Consider the following 16,856-nt stretch of genomic DNA (forward strand, 5'->3'; position numbering starts at 1 on the left):
TGATCATTGCCCCGCCAGGTTCTGCTCAATACGCACTCCGCAATACGCACTCCTTTCCATACGCACTCCCTACTTACGGCTGTGGAGGCCGAGATGAATGTGCCGTCGTTCCCGCCCGGTTTCCTCTGGGGAGCCTCCGCCTCGGCGTTCCAGACCGAAGGGGCGTCCGACACCGACGGCAAGGGCCCCTCCGGCTGGGACGCCTTCGCCGCGCAGCCCGGACGGATCAAGGACGGCACCGACACCACCCGCGGGACCGGCTTCCACCAGCACTACCGCGAGGACGTCGCCCTCCTGGCCGGCCTCGGCGCCGACGCCTTCCGGTTCTCCGTCAGCTGGCCGCGCGTGGTGCCCGGCGGCAGCGGATCCGTCAACCCGCAGGGGCTCGACTTCTACGACCGCCTCGTCGACGAACTCTGCGCCCACGGCATCACCCCGGCCCCCACCCTCTACCACTGGGACACTCCGCTGCCGCTGGACGAGGCGGGCGGCTGGCTCAACCGGGACACGGCCTACCGCTTCGCCGAGTACGCGGGCATCGTTGCCGAGCGCCTCGCCGACCGCGTACCGATGTGGATCACCATCAACGAACCGGCCGAAGTGACGATGCTCGGCTACGCCCTCGGCGAGCACGCACCGGGCCGCGCCCTCCTCTTCGACGCGCTGCCCGCCGCCCACCACCAGCTCCTCGCCCACGGCCTGGCCGTCCGCGCCCTGCGCGGCGCGGGCGCCGACAACATCGGCATCGCCGTCTCGCACACCCCCGTCTGGACCGCCGGGGACCGTGACGAGGACCGCCTGGGCGCGCGGCTGTACGACACGATCACCAACTGGATGTTCGCCGACCCGATCCTCACCGGCCGCTACCCCGACGAGAACTTCGCCGCGCTGATGCCGGGCCCGGTCGAGGACGACCTGTCGACCATCTCCACCCCGATCGACTGGTACGGGGTCAACTACTACAGTCCCACCCTTGTCGGCGCCCCGAACCCGGAAGCCCTGGAGTCCTTCTCCGGCTTCGAGATGCCCGCCGAACTCCCCTTCGGCATCCGCGAGATAGAGGGCTACGAGAAGACCGACTTCGGCTGGCCCGTCGTCCCCGACGGCCTGCGCGAGACCCTCGTCCAGCTCCACAGCCGCTTCGGCGACCGGCTCCCGCCGCTCTACATCACCGAGAACGGCTGCGCCGTCGACGAGCCGGCCCGGGACACCCGCCGGATCGCCTACCTCGAAGGGCACCTGAAGGCCCTGCGGACGGCCATCGACGCGGGCGTCGACGTCCGCGGCTACTTCACCTGGTCGCTCACCGACAACGTCGAATGGACCGAGGGCGCCAGCAAGCGGTTCGGGCTGGTCCACATCGACTACGAGACGCTGCGCCGGACGCCCAAGGACTCGTACGCCTGGTACCGCGATCTGATCCGTGCGCAGAAGACCGGCACCGGCGGCTCAGCTCACTGATCTGATCCGCCACACCAGCACACCGCCCACCACCGTCACCACGGTCGACGCCAGATACAGCCCGGCACAGCCACCCGCGTACGCCACGATCGGCGCGGCCAGTGCCGGGCCGAGGACCTGTGGTGCGGAGTTGGCGATATTGATGACCCCCAGGTCCTTCGCCCGGTCGACGGCCGCCGGGTCCGGCACGGTGCCCCGGAGGTGCCCGGATCTTACGAACGACCCCCAGTGTGATCAATACTTCGCGCCATGGTTGCTTCATGGTGGTCCCGAGCCCGACTGGGGATCTTTGTGCACTGGACGCCCGCCTCCGTACCGGGCTGGGCCCCGCCGTACGTTCCCGCGGACGAGCTGCCGCTGGCGGGCCGCCGCTCGCCGCTCGGCTGGACGTCGTACGCCGAGTGGTACGAGAACGCGCTCCGCTTCCCCGACAGCCCCGTCCTTGCCCACCACCGCGCGACCTACGGCACCCGCCCGTACACCGCCTTCGGGGGCGACTTCAACGACGCCCTGGACACCTGGGACCCCGCCGCCTGGGCCCGCAGCTTCCGCGCCGCGGGCGCCCGCTACGCCGTCCTCGTCGCCAAGCATCACGACGGCTTCTGTCTCTGGCCCTCCGAGGTCGGCAACCCGCACCGCGCCGGCTGGCACACCTCGCGCGACGTGGTCGGTGAATTCGCCGAAGCCGTACGGGCCGAGGGGCTCTCCTTCGGCGTCTACTACTCCGGCGGCCTCGACTGGACCTTCGACGACCGGCCCATCGGTACCGGTGCGGACACCGTCTCGGCCGTCCCGCGCGGTAGCTACCCCGCGTACGCGGGCGCCCAGATGCGCGAACTGATCCGCCGCTATCGCCCCGACATCCTCTGGAACGATATCGCGTGGCCCGGCTCCCGCTCCGACGTCCAGCGGCTTGTGGAGTACTACCGCTTCACCGTCCCGCACGGCGTCGTCAACGACCGGCTGTTCCCGTACACACCGATGTGGCGCGCACTGCAACTCCCGGGCGCCAAGGCCCTGTACGACCGCTGGGAGCAGCGCACCATCGCCCAGGGCGAAGGCTTCGTCCCGCGCAAACCCCCCTACTACGACTTCCGTACACCCGAATTCGCCCGCTACACCGGCCCCGACCCGTACGAGATCACCCGTGGCATCGACCACAGCTTCGGCTACAACCGCAACTCCCCGCCCGAGGCGTTTCTCGGCCGGGACGCGCTGGATTCGCTGGTACGGGAGACGGCGTCCGCGGGCGGCAATCTGCTGCTCAACGTGGGGCCGCGCGGCGAGGATGCGACGATCCCCGCCGAGCAGCAGCTCCGCCTGGACTGGCTGGCGGAACTCACCCCTGAAATCACACCAGATGGATGCGTTCCTGGCTGATGCGATGGCCGGCCCGGGCGAACGCGACCACCATCGGCGCGTTGCCCCGGTCGGTGGCGCCCGCGATGAACTCGGCGCCCTCCGCAGCCAGGAAGTGTGTGCACTCGGCGAGCAGGTCGTACCCGTAGCCGTGTCCGCGCTGCTCGGGTACTGTTCCGGCCGCCGGTGCGAAGATCGGATTCCCGCACAGCCAAGGCATCGCCCCGGCCGCAGCCGGCCGAAGCGTCCGGCGGTGTCGCACTCAAGGCGCTGATCCCGGGAATCCTGCTGTTGGGTGCCGCCCTTCTGATCGCCGGCGTCCGCGTCCGGCGCCGACGCAGTGGAAGAACGGCCGGCGTGTGACGGCTTCCCCTGCTCCGACGGCTTCGTCCGTGGCGGACATGTCCACCACGCGAACAACCAGCTCGGACGCCACGATCATCAGCTGAACTGCCCATGAACCAGGACCTTCCTCGGCTCTCGGGCGGGTGGTCACCGTAACCGGCAGTCCGGTGGACCGTCCACGGGATCAATCCCAGACCATGTCGAAGGAGCGCTCGAAGTTCACATACCCGAGGCGCTCGAAGGACTTGGCCATCGGGACGTTGCCGAGGTCGGTTGAGGCCCGGATCCGTTCCACGCCGTCCTGCGCGGCCAACACCCTGGTCCCCTCGGCGAGGATGTCGTCGATGTAGCCGTGGCCGCGCAGGGCGGGCAGCACGCCGATGTAGGCGATGACCGGGTTGTAGTTGTTGCGCGCCGGGATCACGAACCCGACGGGTTCACCGCCCGGGAGTTCGGCGATGCGCCACCACTCGCGCGGTGTCGTGTACGTCGCCAGCTCCTCGTCGTAGTGCTTCTCGGCCGCCCCGCGGGCGTCGAGTCCGGATGCCAGGTCGGCCCGGCCGTGGGCGTCGAGGGTGCCCTCCATCACCGGTGTCATCAGCGCGAGGAGATCCTCCCGCCCGTCGACCGGGCGGAACCGCAGCCGGCCGCTGTCGGCGGGGACCGGCGTACCGGCGCGCCACTCCAGGCGCAGCCGCTCGACCAGCATCCGCGCACCGGAGCGCTCCATGACCCGTATCCGGGCCTCGACGACATCACGGGCCGCGGGGTCCTCGCGCCAGTCGGCCGGTACAAAGCGTCCGTACTCGGGGCGTGGGGCACCGGCGGGCACGACCGCTGCCGTCGCCGCCTCCAGCAGTCGCAGGCCCGCCTTGCCGCGTTCGGGCTCGGGCAGGGTGTCGTCGAGGTCGAAGAAGTCGAGAAACAGCGGTATGTCACCGCCCTGGCTCCACCAGGCGATCCGCGCCACCACGCGTTCGCCGCGCAGCGCCACCCACATCCACTCGGGACGGCGACGCCCGCTCTCCAGGTCTTCGGCGAGCTCGTGATCGAGTACGTACGACAGCCGGCGGAAGAGCATGAGCTCCTGCGGACCGGCGAGCGGACGGATGGTCAACTCCTGTGGTGCATGGGTCACAAAGTCTCCTTGAGGCGCGCAGAAGGCATGCGGCGATCGACGGGCGGCCTGCGGCGGGAGAGAGTAGCAACGTCTTCCCGGCACTGCTCAGAAATTCCGGAGCAGGTGTTCCGTGCAGGTCAGGAGGCCGGAAGCGGGGTAGGGAACTGTTGGTGTTTAAGTGAACTCTAGTACGTATAGCAGCCTTTGAGTGCATGTTAGGTTCGCTGTATGAACCTCAAGGAATGGGCAGTGGCGAACGGCGTGCATCCGCATACCGCGTATCGCTGGTTCCGTGAGGGCACGCTTCCGGTCCCGGCTGAGCGAGTCGGACCGCGTGTGATCCTGGTCAACATCGACGCGAACACCCCACCGTCCGTGACGGGTGGGGTGGGTCTGTATGCCCGTGTCTCCTCGCACGATCAGAAGCCGGACCTGGAGCGCCAAACAGCACGGTTGTCAAAGTGGGCGGCGAAGGCCGGGCACCGGGTGGTGCGGGTCGAGTCCGAGATCGCCTCCGGGGTGAACGGCTCGCGGACCAAGGCCCGGCGTCTGCTGGCCGACCCGGACGTGACGACCGTTGTGGTCGAGCACAAGGACCGGCTTGGCCGGATGAACGTCGAACTGGTCGAGGCCGCACTGTCTGCGACTGGCCGCCGCCTGGTGGTCCTGGATGACGGCGAGGTCGAAGACGACCTGGTACGTGACATGGTCGAGGTGCTGACCTCGTTCTGTGCCCGCCTGTACGGCCGCCGCTCCGCGAAGAACCGGGCACGCAAGGCCCTTGAGGCGGCCGAGCATGGCTGAACCCAGGAAGAAGAGGCAACTGCGGTCCATCGACCCTCCGTTCGTGGCGCTGGGGCCGTCCGGGGTGGCGATACGCGACCGGCTCAAGGACCTGGCCGAGCAGGATGGCAAGGTGTTGCGGTTGATGGGTGGGCACCTGGGCGTGCTCGCCTCCCGTGACCTCAAGGCTCGTTGCGCGGATGGCAGCGAACACGACTGCGAGAAGTGGGCGGCTCGTAAACAGGGGCTGACCGCCGAGTCCTCGTCCCGCTGGGCCGGGAGCATCACCAAGGCCACCCATGACCAGTGGGCGCTGTCACGGCGCTGTCAGCTCGCGCATATCAAGTCTCTTGAGGCCGGTGTCCAGACGCTACGGCACCGCCTGTCACTCCCCATCGGGGAATCCGGCACGAAGCGGGCTCCGGGCGGTTACCGCTCCGGACGCGAGTGGTTCCAGAAGTCCCGCCGCCTGGCCACCCTGGAGGACCGGCTTGCCCAGGAGACAGCCGACCGGGAGAACGGGATCGTGCACGTCGTGCGCGGCGGGAAGAAACTGGCCCGTAACCGTCACAACCTCGAAGCCGCGCAGCTCACCGAAGCACAGTGGCGTCAGCGTTGGGAGGCCGAGCGCTGGTTCCTGGCTGCCGACGGGGAGTCGGGGAAGCGTTTCGGGAACGAGACGATCCGTGTCACCCCCGACGGCGAGGTGTCCATCAAGCTGCCCGCACCGCTCGCGCACCTGGCGAACGCCCCACGCGGCAGGTACGTCCTGGCCGCGAAGGTCGCGTTCGCGCATCGGGGCGCAGAGTGGCGGGACCGCATCGACGCCAACCGGGCCGTGGCCTACCGCATCCACCTGGACGTGGCCCGTGGGCGCTGGTACCTGACCGCATCCTGGCAACGCCCCGTCGTCCAGACGATCCCCCTGGCCACCGCCCGCGCCAAGGGCGTGATCGGCGTCGATACGAACGCCGACCACTTCGCCGCCTACCGACTCGACACTCACGGCAACCCGATCGGCGAGCCCCGCAGGTTCCATTACGCCCTGTCCGGCACCGCGAACCACAGGGACGCGCAGATCCGGCACGCCATCACCCAGGTACTGCACTGGGCGAAAAGCATCGGCGTCAACGCCGTCGCGATCGAGGACCTGGACTTCACCGCCGAGACGACCCGCGAGAAGCACGGCCGCAAGAAACGGTTCCGGCAGCTCATCTCCGGAATCCCGACCGGCAGACTCAAAGCTCGGATTGTCTCCATGGCAGCCGAGACGGGCCTGTCGATCGTGGCAGTCGATCCGGCTTACACCTCCCAGTGGGGAGACGAGCACTGGCGCAAGCCACTGGTCACCCCGCGACGCAAGATGTCCCGTCACGATGCCGCTGGTATCGCGATTGGCAGGCGCGCCCTCGGACACCCGATCCGGCGACGGACGGCACCGCCCCGCGACGACCGGAATGATCGTCGTGGGCATCGGACCGTCCAGGCCGACCGTGGTGTCCGGGGGCGTGACGAAACCCGCCGCCCCGTCACGGAGCGTGCACACGATGCGCGTGACCGAACGGGGACACACCAGGGAACGCGGGCGACCAGCGCATCCAAAACCGTTCGGGATGCGCGCAGTGCCGGGCAGTGGGTCCAAGACTCACTCCTGCTCACTGATTAGGAACGGTTGTTCTGGACACTCCGGGGCGGTCGGCCCGACAATTGGCTCCGTGACGTCCCCCTTCGAGTTCCACACGTATCCCGCGCGGCTGTCCGACGCCCAGCGCGACCGTGTTCTCGGCGTGCTCAGAGACGGCGCGGCACAGGGCAAGCTGTCCCATGACACCTTCATGCGGCGCATGGAACTGGCCCTCACCGCCCGGCGCTCGGAGGAGCTGGAGGCGCTCACCGCCGACCTGGAGAGCGAAGACCGCTGGGCACGGCGGATACTCCGGGTCGTGAGCGGACTGTCCGGCTTCCCCGGCCGGGTGCGCCGGGTCTGGCAGACCGAACGCCTTCCGAAACTCCTGCTCCCCACTCCCAGCCCCTACCCCCTGCTGATCGGCCGCGATCCGGGCAACGGGCTGCGGCTCAACCACGAGACCGTCTCCCGGCTCCATGCGGAACTCACGGTGCAGGGCGGCCGCTGGCTGCTGCGCGACCTCGGTTCGACCAACGGCACCTGTGTCAACGGACAGCGGGTCACGGGTACGGTCCCGGTCCGCGACGGGGACCAGGTGAGCTTCGGACGGATGAGCTTCCGGCTCTCCGCGCCCGTCCTCAGGCCCCCGGCCTGAGCCGGACGCAGGCCCGGCGAGGCGGCAGCAGGACTGCGGACGGAGGCCGCGGCCGGCCAGGATGAAACAGGCTTCGCCGACCGCGCCGGAGAGCGCCGGACGGTCGTGGTCGTCCAGCACGGCCGCATCCCCCGAGTCGAGCTGACCGGGGCCGCCGCCGCGTTCACGGATCTGCGCGCAGTCTCCTGGCTGTTCTGCCCCGGTCGCCCACGGACCGATACCCGGCCGGACCGGGCACACCGTCGTCACCCGGACGGCCGTGCACCGACTGCGCAACGCCCCCGTCGGTGATCCGCTGGTGAGGAACCGCGCCGCACACCGGCGCCCTTACGCCCCGGGGGGTACCGATGCAGGCCGACGCGCTCGAGGGCATACCCGCACCGGATCCCGGCCGCCGGGCCGGCCGGACGGCGCGCGGATCCCGCCCCGGCACCGGCCCCAGCCTGCTCGCACCCGGCGCCGCACACGACCCGTACCGGCTCTACCGCATCCTGCGCGAGGAATACCCGCTCAGCTACGACGCGCCCCTGGGCGCCTGGCTGGTCAGCCGGTACGCGGATGTGACCACCGCCCTCAGCGACCCCCGGTTCACCGGGTTCCCGCACGACAGTGTGCCCCGCGGCGGCCCCGCACCCCTCGGACTCTGCCACGGCAGCACCCTGTGCACGCCCCGCAAGCAGCGCAGGGCCGCTACCGGTTCAGTAGCACGTCACATGGCCGAGCGGATCGAGCGCACCGCCTATGTGCTGGCGCACCGCATTGCAGGCCGCCAACAGGCCGACCTGGTCGAGGAGTTCTGCCGCTGGCTGCCCGCCGGTTCCGCAGCCGACACGCCCGCCAGCCCGTACGCGACCCGGCTGCCCCGCACCGGACCGGGAGGCACCGCCACCACACCCTGCACCCGGCACACCGGCCTCCGCGAGACCGCGCTCGCCTCCTTCCTCGCCAACCTGCTCGACGGCCCCGACCTCCTGGCCGCGCTGCGCATCGAACCCGCCCTGGCCGTCCGGGCCTGGACGGAGTCGCTGCGCCGTGACCCGCCCGTCCAGGTCGTGCTGCGCCGCACCGTCACCGAGGTCACCCTCAGCGGCGGCACGCTGCCTGCCGGGGCGTCCGTCGCCTGTCTGATCGGCTCGGCGGGCCGCGATCCGGAACGGTTCAGTGCACCCGACCTCTTCGATCCCTTCCGCCGCGACCAGGGCCGGTCCCTCACCGGGCCGGCCGGCTGCCCGGCCGTCGTGCTCGGCCGGCTGGAGGCCCAGCAGGGCCTGCGGGCCCTGCTCGACGCGATGCCCCGGCTCCGCTGGGCGGAGGGATTCCGCCCGGCCGGCACAGGGGTGCTCATGCGCGGTCCGCGGGCCCTTCTCGTCCGACCCGGCTGAGCAGCGCCACCGGACGTTCCGCGAAGAGCTCGACGAGCGCGACCGAGGCTCCGGTGAACTTCCGGCCGGGCGACAGCAGATCGGTCCACGGCCCGTCGTCCGGCAGCGTCAGCTCCGTCCCGCGCCAGCCGCCGGACTCCGCCAGCCGCAACGACAGCCTGGTCACCGCGGTGACCACCTCGCCCGAGCGGCAGAAGGCCAGACAGTGCGCGGCCGCCGGGCCATGGGCGCTCAGCGGTGCGTACGTACCCGACCCGCCGAACACCTCCGGCCGTTCGCGCCGCAGCCGCAGCGCCGCCGCCGTGAGCTCCCCCTTCTCACTGAAGCCCCCGTCCCCGGACGGGTGGCGAAACGGCCGCCGGTTGTCCGGGTCGACCAGCGCCAGGTACTCCCGCTCCGTGCCCTGATACAGATCAGGCACACCCGGCATCGTCAGCTGCACCAGCGCCGCGCCGAGCACATTGGCCCGTACGTACGGGTCGAGCGTGCCCGCGAAGCGCTCAAGCGCCTCGCGCACCGGACCGTTGTCGGCGGCCGGTCCCGCCGCGACGAAGTCCGTCATCGCCCGCTCGTACGCCGGATCGGGCTCGGTCCAGCTGGTGAAAAGACCCGACTCGCGGACCGCCTTCAGCAGCGCGGGCTCCAGCCGGCCCGCCATCTCCCGGACCGGCAGCTTCACGCAGCCGAAGGCCGTCTGCCAGGCCTGCCAGGCGAACTGCGCATCGGGAGCGGTCGCGGGAGTCACCCGCCCCAGCTCCACCAGCAGCCAGGACCACTGCTCCGGGCACTGGGTCAGCACCGCGACCCGGGCCCGTACATCGGCGCTCCGCTTGGTGTCGTGCGTGGTCAGCGCCGTGCCGGTGGCCGGCCGGTCGCGCGCCAGCCGGGCACAGAACGCATGGAACTCCTCCGGTGTCACCGCAGGCTGCCCGGGATCGCCGCCCACCTCGTTCGCCGAGATCAGCGGTACGTACCGGTAGAACGCCGTGTCCTCGACCGACTTGGCGCGCAACGCCGACGCGGTCTGGGCGAACCGGGCGCAGAACGCCGCCCGGTCCGGCCCCTCGCCCAGCCGTCCCATTGCCAGATCCCGCACGACCTCGACGGCCGAAGCCTCCTCCGGAACGCAGAACACCGCCTCCGCATCCCGTACGGCCGCATCCGAGAGCGTCGCCTCAGCCGTCTTTGTGCGGGGCCCGCCGGGTTTCGCGTACGGGCGGTAGACGGGGACGCGCACAAGAAGTTCACACACGGCGGTGTGCAGCGTCCATGGTGCGTGGTCGCGCAGCGCGGGGTCCTCGGCGCAGATACGTACGGCGAGCCGGGTCAGCAGCCCGGTCTCGGCGGCCAGCTCATGCGTCACCACCCGGTACGCGGCCCGGCGGACGGTCGACGTCCAGTCACCCCCGCGGTCCCCGGCGGGCCCCGCGTACTCCCGGTAGCGGCCGAGCAGCTCCGCGGCGCCCATCGGATCGACGAAGAGGCCGTCGATGCGGTGCAGCGCGTCGTACCCGGTCGTCCCCGCGACGGCCCAGCCCGCGGGCAGCGGCTCGGTACGGTCGAGGATCTTCTCCACCACCGTCCACCGCCCGTCGGTCGCCGCCGAGAGCCGCTCCAGGTAGGCCTCGGGATCGGCGAGCCCGTCGGGGTGGTCGATGCGCAGCCCGTCGACGACCCCGTCCCCGACCAGTTCGAGGATCTTGCCGTGGGTGGCGGCGAAGACCTCGGGGTCCTCCACCCGCACCCCGATGAGGTCGGAGATGGTGAAGAACCGCCGGTAGTTCAGCTCGGTGCGGGCCAGCCGCCACCAGCCGAGCCGGTAGTGCTGGGCATCAAGCAGCTCGGGCAGCGGCAGACGGGCGGTGCCGGTCCGGAGCGGGAACTCCTGCTCGCCGTAGCGCAGCACCTCCCCGTCGACCCGAAGCCTGTCGATCTCGTCTCCGATCCGTCCGGCCAGCACCGGCAGCAGCACCTTGCCGTCGCCGGCCGCCCAGTCGATGTCGAACCAGCGGGCGTACGGGGACTCGAAGCCCTCGCGCAGCACCTCCCGCAGTGCGTGGTTGTGGCGGGGGACCGCGGCCATGTGGTTCGGCACGATGTCCACGACCAGCCCGAGACCGTGCTCATGCGCCGTGCGGGCCAGCTCCCGCAGCCCCTCCTCGCCGCCGAGCTCCGCGCGTACCCGGCTGTGATCGACGACGTCGTACCCGTGCCTGGAGCCGGGCACGGCCTCCAGGACCGGGGACAGATGCAGATGGGAGACGCCGAGCGCGGCGAGATACGGCACGGCGTGTCCGGCGGCCGCGAACGGGAAGTCCGGCTGGAGCTGCAGCCGGTAGGTGGCGGTGGGCGTCATGCGCCGTTACGTACCCAGCCTGCGGGCTCCTGTGTCACCGAACGCCGCAAAGGGCTCGACCGGCGGTGTCGTCGAGTCGACGGCCGGACCAGAGGCCCGGACCTAGGCGGGCCGCTGCAGCACCGCCATGCTTCGCCCGACCAGCGTCACCCTGTCGCCCGCCGACACCTTCGGCCCCGAGCCGGGAAGAACGCCGGCGGGGCGCGCCGTGTCGACCACCACCGTCCACTGCCGCCCGTGGTTCACCGGAACGGAGAACTCCAGCGTGTCGGCGCTCGCGTTGAACATCAGCAGGAACGAGTCGTCGGAGATCCGTTCGCCGCGCGGCCCCGGCTCCGAGATCGCATGGCCGTTGAGGAAGACCGTCAGCGCCTTGGCGTGCGCGGCCTGCCAGTCCCGTTGCTTCATCTCGCCGCCCTCGGGCGTGAACCACGCAATGTCCGAGAGCTCGTCGTGTGTGCCCTCGACCGGACGGCCGTGGAAGAACCGGCGGCGCCGGAAGACCGGATGGTCGCGGCGGAGCCAGACCATTGCCCGGGTGAACTCCAGCAGACTGCTCCCGAGACCGTCCCCTTCGGCCGGATCGGTCTCGTCCACATCGTCCGTCGCCGCCTCGGCCGGGTCGGGCCAGCGCACCCATGACAACTCGTTGTCCTGGCAGTACGCGTTGTTGTTGCCCCGCTGCGTACGCGCGAATTCGTCGCCGTGGCTCAGCATCGGCACGCCCTGCGACACCATCAGCGTCGCGATGAAATTCCGCATCTGCCGTTCGCGCAGCTCCAGAATCTCCGACCGGTCCGTCTCGCCCTCCGCGCCGCAGTTCCAGGACCGGTTGTGACTCTCGCCGTCCCGGTTGCCCTCGCCGTTCGCCTCGTTGTGCTTGTCGTTGTACGAGACCAGGTCATGCAGCGTGAAACCGTCGTGGCAGGTGGTGAAGTTGATCGAGGCGAGCGGCCGACGGCCGTCGTCCTGGTACAGGTCCGAGGACCCCGTCAGCCGCCCGGCGAACTCGGCGAGGGTCCTGGGCTCGCCCCGCCACAGGTCCCGCACGGTGTCCCGGTACTTGCCGTTCCACTCGGTCCACAGCGGCGGGAAGTTCCCCACCTGGTAGCCGCCCTCACCCACGTCCCACGGCTCGGCGATCAGTTTCACCTGGCTGACCACCGGGTCCTGCTGCACCAGATCGAAGAACGACGACAGCCGGTCGACCTCGTGGAACTGCCGGGCCAGGGTGGCCGCCAGATCGAACCGGAAGCCGTCCACATGCATCTCCGTGACCCAGTACCGCAAGGAGTCCATGATCAGCTGCAGCACGTGCGGCGAGCGCATCAGCAGCGAGTTCCCGGTCCCCGTGGTGTCCATGTAGTACCGCTGGTCGTCCGCGAGCCGGTAGTACGAGGCATTGTCCAGGCCGCGGAAGGAGAGCGTCGGACCCAGGTGATTGCCCTCCGCGGTGTGGTTGTAGACCACGTCGAGGATCACCTCGATACCGGCCTGATGCAGCGCCCGAACGGCCTGCTTGAACTCCAGCACCTGTTCACCGCGGTCCCCCCAGGAGGCGTACGCGTTGTGCGGGGCGAAGAAACCGATGGTGTTGTAGCCCCAGTAATTGGCCAGTCCCGCGTCCACCAGCCGGTGGTCCTGGGCGAACTGATGAACCGGCATCAATTCGATCGCCGTGACGCCCAGTTCCGTCAGATGGGCGATCACCTCCGGATGGGCCAGCCCCGCGTAGGTGCCGCGCAGTTCCTTCGGCAGCCCCGGATGGAGCATCGTCAGACCCTTCACATGGGCCTCGTAGATCACCGTGCGGTGGTAGTCCGTACGGGGCCGCCGGTCGTCGCCCCAGTCGAAGTACGGGTTGACCACGACCGAGGTCATGGTGTGCGGCGCCGAGTCGAGATCGTTGCGCGCGTCGGGCCGGCCGAACGGATAGCCGTACACCGCCTCGCCCCACTGGATCTGCCCGGCGACGGCCCTGGCGTACGGGTCGAGCAGCAGTTTGGCCGAATTGCAGCGGACACCGCGCTCCGGTTCGTACGGCCCGTGGACCCTGAATCCGTATCGCTGACCGGGCATCACCCCGGGCAGATAGGCATGGCGGACAAAGGCATCGGTCTCCCTGAGTTCCACCGCCGTCTCGGAACCGTCGTCGTGCAGCAGGCACAACTCGATTCGGCTGGCGGCCTCCGAGAAGACCGCGAAGTTGGTCCCGGCACCGTCGTACGTGGCACCGAGGGGATACGCCTGTCCCGGCCAGACCTGCATAGGTTGACTCTTCCACTTCTGATCCGGGTGCCTGGGGCTTGCGGGCTGCTTGAGCCAGATCTTCCCCGAAAGAGGTGCGGCTGCCTAGGACGTCGCGCGGTCCGGTCAACATCGGGCCTCTCCGTGTCGCCCGGATCCGGGATCCGGGGACCTGAGCCGGTCGCAGGCCCGGTACAGGGCCCCGGACAGGGTGCTCAATCACTATGAATCCGCTCACTACGGAAGATCTTGCCGTCGGGAACGTGCCTGATTAATAGGGGAGTTGAGGAAGCAGCCTGTGCATCCGGCTGCACCGGATCCCGCTCGCGGAGTACCCTTCCTTGATCGTTGGTGGGGGAGTGGAAGGCGGTGCGCGGGTGAGCTCGGGAGGGTTCGAGCTGCCCCCAGGTGACACAGGTCACGAGGGGGACTCAACCGATGCCCCGCCCGGGGCGGTCTCGCTTGCGCAGCCCATGGAGATCGGCGCGGAACTGGACTGGGGAGCGGACGCCTGGAGCGAGGTGCGCACGCGCGCCCAGCGGGCCGGGCGGGCCTACATCTGGCTGAATCTCGTGGAGCAGCGGCTGCGCGCCGTGGTCGCCGCGGTGCTCCGGCCCATCTACGAGCCGGTCCACGGCGAGGACTGGGTGGTGGCCGCCGCCGGACCCGCCGGGCAGGAGTGGGTGCAGCGCGCCGTCGCCGTACGTGAGGTCTCCCGCCGCAAGGGCTATCTGCTGGACCCGGCCGACGACAACGTTCTCAGCTTCCTCACGCTGCCGCAGCTGCGTGAGCTGATGGTCCAGCACTGGCCTTGCTTCGAGCCGTACTTCGACGACCGGCGCGAGGTGGAGCTGGCGCTCGACGAGCTGGAGGTCGCCCGCAACGTGGTCTCCCGCAACCGCGCACTGAACGAGGCGGTCCTCGCCCAGGCCGAACGCGCCTCGGCCCGGCTGCTGGAGATCCTGGGCAGCGGCGCCGCGGTTCCGTCGGCCGACCGGCTCCCGGTCGACGCCGTCGAGGAACTGGTCGGCGACCGGTACGCGGACGTGGTCTCCGTCCACTCCGACCGGGTGCGGCTACAGCGCCAGCTGCCCGCCGAGGATCTCTTCGGGGGTTCGCGCCGGCTCGACGCGATCGGCATAGGACTCAACCTGCTCGTGCAGAACTTCTCCGGCCGCAGGCTGATCCGGCTCGCCGAGTCGGGCTGCCGGGTCCGGCTGCTCTTCATCAACCCGGCGAGCAGCGCGGTCAAGCGCCGGGAGCGGGAGCTGGGTCTCAAGAAGGGCGAGCTGAGCCGGTCGGTGGAGATGAACATCCTCCATATGCGCCGGGTCCGCTCCAAGCTCCGCGATCCGGGCGCCTTCGAGATCCATGTCTTCGACGAGACGCCGCGCTTCACGGCCTATCTGGTGGACGGCGACGGGACGGACGCGGTCGGGGTCGTCCAGCCGTATCTGCGGCGCGCACGCGGCATGGAGGCGCCCGTGCTGGTGCTGCGGGGCGGTGGGAGCGCGGTGGTCCGGGCGGGTCAGGACAACGAGCACGGGCTGTTCGAGACGTACCGCGAGGAATTCGAGTCCGTGTGGACGGACTCCCGGCCCGTCTCCTGAGGGCTGTTCCTGAGGGGCTGTCCGTCCGTTGTCAGTGGTGCATGCGAGGGTGGTCATCACCTGGGGGAGAGCACCACGAAGGAGGTACGGGATGAGCTGGCACCGGGAGGCGCTGGTCGGCTTCGACCTGGAGACGACGGGCACAGAACCGCTGGAGGCCCGGATCGTGACAGCCGCGGTCGTCGGCGTCGGCGGCAGGGACGGGGAGCCGGTGCGGCAGCGCACCTGGCTGGCGGATCCGGGCATCCGGATTCCGGCACAGGCCTCGGCGATCCACGGCATCAGCAGCGAGCGGGCGGCGGCGGAGGGCCGGCCGGTGCGCGAGGTGGCCGACGAGATCGCCGAGTCACTGACCGGCTACTGGCGCCAGGGGGTGCCGGTCGTCGCGTACAACGCGGCTTTCGACCTGACGCTGCTGACGGCGGAGTTGCGGCGGCACGGGCTGCCGTCGCTGAGCGACCGGCTCGACGGGGACGGGATCGGGCCGGTCATCGACCCGTACACCATCGACCGGGCCGTCGACCGCTACCGCAAGGGCAAGCGCACCCTCGAAGCGGTCTGTGTCGAGTACGGCGTGGTGCACGGCGGCGCCCATGACGCGGGGGCGGATGCGCTGGCCGCGGTCCGGGTGGCGTACGCGATAGCCGAGCGGCACGGCTCGGTGGCCGAGCTGACCGCCGCCGAACTCCATGAGCGCCAGGTGGAGTGGTACGCGCAATGGGCTGCGGACTTCCAGCAGTTCCTGCGCCGCAAGGGCACGGCGGACGCGGTGATCGACGGCCACTGGCCCCTGCGGGAGCCGGCCCGGGTGACCGGCTGAGAATTCGACCCCGTCCGGCGCGCGCATCTGCGGCGGCGTCGGGGGAACACCAAGCCCGTCCGGCGTTTGCGGACATCCTTTGAGCCCGTCCGGCGTCTGAGGGCGCAGCGGCCACCGGACGGCCCCGGTCAGCCGCGCCCTAGAACGGATACCACCGCACCGCTGTGTCACCGTCGCGCAGCGACGCCACCCGGCGGCGGAACTCCGCGAGCGCTTTCGGATTGGTCGGCGCGTGCTGGGACACCCACGCGCAGCTGGCCGTCTCCCGCGCCCCGCGCAGCGCCGCGCAGCCGTCCCATTCACGGACGTCCCAGCCGTACGTGGTGGTGAAGGCGTCGTACGCCTCGGCCGCCAGCCCGTACCGGTCCCGGGACAGGGCCAGCGTCACCAGGTCGTGCTCGCGAAGATCCGCGGAGAAGGTCTCCAGATCGACCAGCACCGGCCCGTTCGGACCGACATGGACATTGCGGGGAAGAGCGTCGCCATGGATCGGCCCGGGCGGCAGATGGGGGATCAGCGCGGCCGCGGCCGTCGCGAAGCCGTCGCGGCGCTCACGCAGATAGTCGGCGTCGGCCGGGTCGATCGCATCGCCCGCGAGCCGCAGCCAGCGCTCGACCCCGCCCAGCAGTTCACGGGGCGGAAGGGTGAAACCGTCCGGGGCGGGCAGCGCATGGACCAGGGTGAGCAGCCGCGCCAGATCCTGTGGCTCGGCAGGGCGTACGGCGTCGGGCAGCCGGTGCCAGAGTGTCACCGGGTGGCCCTCCACCAGCTGTGCCCCGGGCTCGGCGGCCTGTACGGCGGGGACACCGGAGGCGGCCAGCCACTGAGCGACGGCCACCTCGCGCTCGGCCCGGTCCCGCAGTTCCGGGTTCTGCACGGCGTCCCGGCCGACCTTGACCACCAGGTCGTCCACGGCGAACACCGCGTTCTCACCCAGCGCGAGCAGCTGCGCACCGCCGGACAGTCCGGCAGCGGTCAGCACCTCGCGCGCACGCATCTCGTTCATGGCTCCGATTTTCGCATCTGTGCAGGCTTGCTTGACGAACCGATGACCCGTCAGCACGATGACGAGGGCTACCTGGGCGGCCAGA

12 protein-coding genes and 2 pseudogenes are annotated in these 16,856 nt (G+C 70.4%); 8 read left to right on the plus strand and 6 right to left on the minus strand.

The window, feature by feature from the left end:
* Window positions 1-93: 93 nt before the first annotated feature.
* Complete coding sequence (locus tag IEZ15_RS09255) at window positions 94-1,461, plus strand: GH1 family beta-glucosidase (protein ID WP_189275692.1); 1,368 nt, start codon at window positions 94-96, stop codon at window positions 1,459-1,461.
* Here IEZ15_RS09255 and IEZ15_RS09260 read toward each other — a convergent pair.
* Window positions 1,450-1,641: pseudogene (locus tag IEZ15_RS09260) on the minus strand (MFS transporter); the annotation flags it as partial. The gene IEZ15_RS09255 and the pseudogene IEZ15_RS09260 overlap by 12 nt on opposite strands.
* Before the next feature lie 69 nt (window positions 1,642-1,710).
* Here IEZ15_RS09260 and IEZ15_RS09265 point away from each other — a divergent pair.
* Entirely contained in the window at window positions 1,711-2,841 is a 1,131-nt protein-coding gene (locus tag IEZ15_RS09265) for an alpha-L-fucosidase (RefSeq protein ID WP_189275694.1), read from the plus strand.
* Here IEZ15_RS09265 and IEZ15_RS09270 read toward each other — a convergent pair.
* Window positions 2,813-2,998, minus strand: a pseudogene (locus tag IEZ15_RS09270) (GNAT family N-acetyltransferase); the annotation flags it as partial. The gene IEZ15_RS09265 and the pseudogene IEZ15_RS09270 overlap by 29 nt on opposite strands.
* A gap of 351 nt (window positions 2,999-3,349) precedes the next feature.
* Window positions 3,350-4,246 carry a GNAT family N-acetyltransferase gene (locus IEZ15_RS09275; protein ID WP_373302540.1) on the minus strand — a complete coding sequence of 299 codons (897 nt, stop codon included), beginning with the start codon at window positions 4,244-4,246 and terminating at the stop codon, window positions 3,350-3,352.
* 267 nt (window positions 4,247-4,513) lie between these two features.
* Between IEZ15_RS09275 and IEZ15_RS09280 the strand changes: the two genes are divergently transcribed.
* From IEZ15_RS09280 to IEZ15_RS09295, 4 genes are all read left to right on the plus strand, one after another.
* Window positions 4,514-5,089 carry an IS607 family transposase gene (locus IEZ15_RS09280; protein WP_189275699.1) on the plus strand — a complete coding sequence of 192 codons (576 nt, stop codon included), beginning with the start codon at window positions 4,514-4,516 and terminating at the stop codon, window positions 5,087-5,089.
* The gene (locus IEZ15_RS09285; RefSeq protein ID WP_189275701.1) at window positions 5,082-6,734 is read left to right on the plus strand and encodes a transposase; all 1,653 of its coding nucleotides are present in this window, start codon (window positions 5,082-5,084) and stop codon (window positions 6,732-6,734) included. Before IEZ15_RS09280 ends, IEZ15_RS09285 begins: the two co-directional genes overlap by 8 nt.
* Before the next feature lie 49 nt (window positions 6,735-6,783).
* On the plus strand, window positions 6,784-7,350 hold the full coding sequence (locus tag IEZ15_RS09290) for an FHA domain-containing protein (protein WP_114247354.1): 567 nt from the start codon (window positions 6,784-6,786) through the stop codon (window positions 7,348-7,350).
* A gap of 347 nt (window positions 7,351-7,697) precedes the next feature.
* On the plus strand, window positions 7,698-8,732 hold the full coding sequence (locus IEZ15_RS09295; protein WP_189275703.1) for a cytochrome P450: 1,035 nt from the start codon (window positions 7,698-7,700) through the stop codon (window positions 8,730-8,732).
* Here IEZ15_RS09295 and treY read toward each other — a convergent pair.
* Window positions 8,692-11,088, minus strand: coding sequence for a malto-oligosyltrehalose synthase (gene treY / locus IEZ15_RS09300; protein ID WP_189275706.1), 2,397 nt, complete (start codon window positions 11,086-11,088; stop codon window positions 8,692-8,694). The two genes, IEZ15_RS09295 and treY, sit on opposite strands and share 41 nt — an antisense overlap.
* Window positions 11,089-11,190: 102 nt before the next feature.
* Window positions 11,191-13,356, minus strand: coding sequence for a glycogen debranching protein GlgX (gene glgX, locus IEZ15_RS09305; RefSeq protein WP_189275707.1), 2,166 nt, complete (start codon window positions 13,354-13,356; stop codon window positions 11,191-11,193).
* 356 nt (window positions 13,357-13,712) lie between these two features.
* On the opposite strand from glgX, the gene IEZ15_RS09310 reads away from it, so the two are divergent.
* A complete protein-coding gene (locus IEZ15_RS09310) occupies window positions 13,713-14,945 on the plus strand; it encodes a DUF5919 domain-containing protein (RefSeq protein ID WP_114247358.1) in 1,233 nt (410 codons plus the stop codon).
* Window positions 14,946-15,036: 91 nt separating this feature from the next.
* Window positions 15,037-15,765: a 3'-5' exonuclease gene (locus IEZ15_RS09315; protein WP_114247359.1), complete on the plus strand. Its 729-nt coding sequence runs from the start codon at window positions 15,037-15,039 to the stop codon at window positions 15,763-15,765.
* A 139-nt stretch (window positions 15,766-15,904) separates the two neighbouring features.
* Here IEZ15_RS09315 and IEZ15_RS09320 read toward each other — a convergent pair whose 3' ends face one another.
* The gene (locus tag IEZ15_RS09320; protein ID WP_189275710.1) at window positions 15,905-16,771 is read right to left on the minus strand and encodes a phosphotransferase enzyme family protein; all 867 of its coding nucleotides are present in this window, start codon (window positions 16,769-16,771) and stop codon (window positions 15,905-15,907) included.
* Window positions 16,772-16,856: the final 85 nt, after the last annotated feature.

It is taken from the genome of Streptomyces atratus (assembly GCF_014648655.1).
Classification (GTDB): Bacteria; Actinomycetota; Actinomycetes; order Streptomycetales; family Streptomycetaceae; genus Streptomyces; species Streptomyces atratus.